The sequence below is a fragment of the Eggerthella sinensis genome (assembly GCF_003339815.1).
GTDB classification, from domain to species: Bacteria; Actinomycetota; Coriobacteriia; order Coriobacteriales; family Eggerthellaceae; genus Eggerthella; species Eggerthella sinensis.
The window spans coordinates 1-1,156 of the sequence record NZ_PPTT01000064.1; the positions used below are offsets into that span (position 1 = coordinate 1).

The window sequence follows — 1,156 nt, forward strand, 5'->3', positions numbered from 1 at the left end:
ACTGTCATGGCGAAGATAGTCAGCTCTTGGAACGACTGGGATCCGCTGAAGCGCGTCATCGTCGGCCGCTGCGACTACTCGATGATCCCGCCCGAGGAGCCCGCGACCTCCGAGAAGGTGCCCGTCGACTCCGAGATGCGCGGCATGTGGGGCCCCCGCCCGACGGCCACCGTCGAGCGCGGCAACGAGTGCCTCGACAACCTCGTGAAGATCCTCGAGGACCGCGGCGTGGTCGTCGACCGCCCGACGCCCCTGCAGTGGAACCAGGCCATCGGCACGCCCGACTTCCGCAACGACTCCATGATGACCTGCATGCCGCCCCGCGACATCCTGCTCACCGTCGGCAACGAGATCATGGCCTCGGCCAACTCCTTCCGCTGCCGCTACTTCGAGTACCTGGCCTACTGGCCGCTCATGAAGCAGTACTTCGACGAGGACCCGGACTTCCTGTGGACCCAGGCCCCGCGCCCGCGCCTGACCGACGCCTCCTACAAGCACAACTACTACGACGAGAAGATCACCCTTGAGGACCGCCTGGTCCGCACGGCCAACAAGGACTTCGTCACGACGGAAGTCGAGCCGATGTGGGACGCCGCCGACGTGATGCGCATGGGCAAGGACCTGTTCATCCAGCACGGCCTGACCACCAACCGCACCGCCATGGAGTGGTTCCAGCGCTACTACCCCGAGCTGCGCGTCCACGCCGTGAACTTCCCCGGCGACCCCTACCCGATCCACATCGACGCGACCTTCGTGCCGCTGCGCCCGGGCCTGATCATCAACAACCCGCACCGCCACCTGCCCGACGAGCAGCGCGCCATCTTCGAGGCCAACGACTGGCAGATCGTCGACGCCGCCCAGCCGGCCCACACCGAGCCGCCGGCGCTGTGCTACAGCTCCGTCTGGCTGTCCATGAACTGCCTGGTCCTCGACCCCAAGACGGTCATCGTCGAGGCCTCCGAGGTGCACCAGCAGGAGCAGATGGACAAGCTCGGCATGAACGTCATCCCCTGCGACCTGCGCGACGCCTACCCGTTCGGCGGCGGCCTGCACTGCTCCACCGCGGACGTCTTCCGCGAGGGCGAGTGCCTCGACTACTTCCCGAACCGCGTCGCCGACCCGACCCTCATCCATCCCGAGATGTGGAACGACTAGT

1 protein-coding gene is annotated in these 1,156 nt (G+C 66.6%); it reads left to right on the forward strand.

The window, feature by feature from the left end; translation table 11 throughout:
- On the forward strand, window positions 1-1,155 hold a 1,155-nt coding region (locus tag C1876_RS17390), incomplete at its 5' end, for a hypothetical protein (RefSeq protein ID WP_338082060.1).
- Window position 1,156: the final 1 nt, after the last annotated feature.